The organism is Variovorax sp. P1_H12_2 (assembly GCF_056405335.1).
This window is the reverse complement of sequence record NZ_JBFUCI010000695.1, coordinates 1-1,707: the sequence shown is the minus strand read 5'-3', so window position 1 is coordinate 1,707 and position 1,707 is coordinate 1. Positions and strand designations below refer to the sequence as shown.

1 protein-coding gene is annotated in these 1,707 nt (G+C 65.0%); it reads left to right on the top strand.

Going from position 1 to position 1,707, the window contains the following annotated elements:
* Nucleotides 1-9 precede the first annotated feature (9 nt).
* On the top strand, nucleotides 10-1,149 hold the full coding sequence (dnaJ, locus tag AC1D2K_RS34295) for a molecular chaperone DnaJ (protein WP_478094843.1): 1,140 nt from the start codon (nucleotides 10-12) through the stop codon (nucleotides 1,147-1,149).
* Nucleotides 1,150-1,707: the final 558 nt, after the last annotated feature.

Below are 1,707 nucleotides of genomic sequence, written 5' to 3'. Positions count from 1 at the left end.
TTCCCGACCATGGCCACCAAACGCGACTACTACGAAACCCTCGGCGTTCCCAAGAATGCGAGCGAGGAGGAAATCAAGAAGGCTTATCGCAAGCTCGCGATGAAGCATCACCCCGACCGCAACCACGGCGACACCGGCAAGGAGTCCGAGGCCAAGTTCAAGGAGGTCAAGGAAGCCTACGAAATGCTGTCGGACAGCCAGAAACGGGCCGCCTACGACCAGTACGGGCACGCGGGCGTCGACCCCAACATGCGCGGCGGGCCGGGCGCGGAAGGCTTCGGCGGCTTCGCCGAGGCCTTCGGCGACATCTTCGGCGACGTCTTCGGCGGCGCCCGCGGGGGCCGCCAGGGCAGCGGCCGCCAGGTGTTCCGCGGCAGCGACCTGAGCTATGCGATGGAAGTCACGCTCGAGGAAGCGGCCGAGGGCAAGGACGCCCAGATCCGGATCCCGAGCTGGGACGACTGCGGCACCTGCAAGGGCACGGGCGCCAAGCCCGGCACCAAGCCGATCACCTGCACCACCTGCCACGGCCAGGGCGCGGTCCAGATGCGCCAGGGCTTCTTCAGCGTGCAGCAGACCTGCCCGACCTGCCACGGCTCCGGCAAGATCATTCCGGAGCCCYGCGCCACCTGCCACGGCCAGGGCAAGATCAAGAACAACAAGACGCTGGAAGTGAAGATCCCTGCCGGCATCGACGACGGCATGCGCATCCGCAGCACCGGCAACGGCGAGCCCGGCACCAACGGCGGCCCGCCGGGCGATCTTTACATCGAGATCCGCCTCAAGAAGCACGAACTCTTCGAGCGCGACGGCGACGACCTGCACTGCGTGGTGCCGGTCAGCATCACGACGGCCGCGCTCGGCGGCGAGATCAACGTGCCGACCCTGAAGGGCGCGGCCGCGATCGACATCCCCGACGGCACCCAGAGCGGCAAGCAGTTTCGCCTCCGCGGCAAGGGCATCAAGGGGGTGCGTTCCAGCTACCCGGGCGACCTGTACTGCCACGTGCGGGTCGAGACGCCGGTCAAGCTGACCGAGCACCAGCGCAAACTCATGAAAGAGCTCGACGAGTCGCTCAAGAAGGGCGGCGAGAAGCACAGCCCGACCGACAAGGGCTGGTTCGACAAGGCGAAGGAGTTCTTCACCTGAGCGCCGCGTCGGCGGCGCTTGCCGGTCGACCCGGCAGCGATGGATTCCAGGCGGCCTGCGGGCCGCCTTTTTTGTGGGCCGGCGTCGCCGCCAGGCGCGGTCGGCGACGCCGCCCCCTCGGACGTTGAGCCAACACAGATCATGGAGGCCCATGAACAGAACCTGCGGACGCCGACAGCGACCCGGACGGTCCCGTGCACGAAGGCCGGCATCCTCGTACGATGGACCAATGCGGCAAGCGGCGGGTCCGGTTTTCGCCAATTGCTCCCGCTTTCCGCTGGAACTTTTTTACGACGATGAAATTCTTATTTGAAAAGCAATTTGCTCGACGCGCTCTTTGTTCTATGCTTTGAGCAAGTTCCTGCCTGAGGGGTCATTCCAAAGCGTGCACACATCACCTGGCACCATTCCTGCGAACGATGCAACGTGTGCAGCACGGAAACTCCGGGCAGCGCCCCGCTGACTCGATGGAGGTGTCTATGGATGTCATCAGTAACTTCGCCGCTCGGTACGAGCGTACGCGCGAAGAGGTTCTGTCCCTGCAGGACTATCTCGATA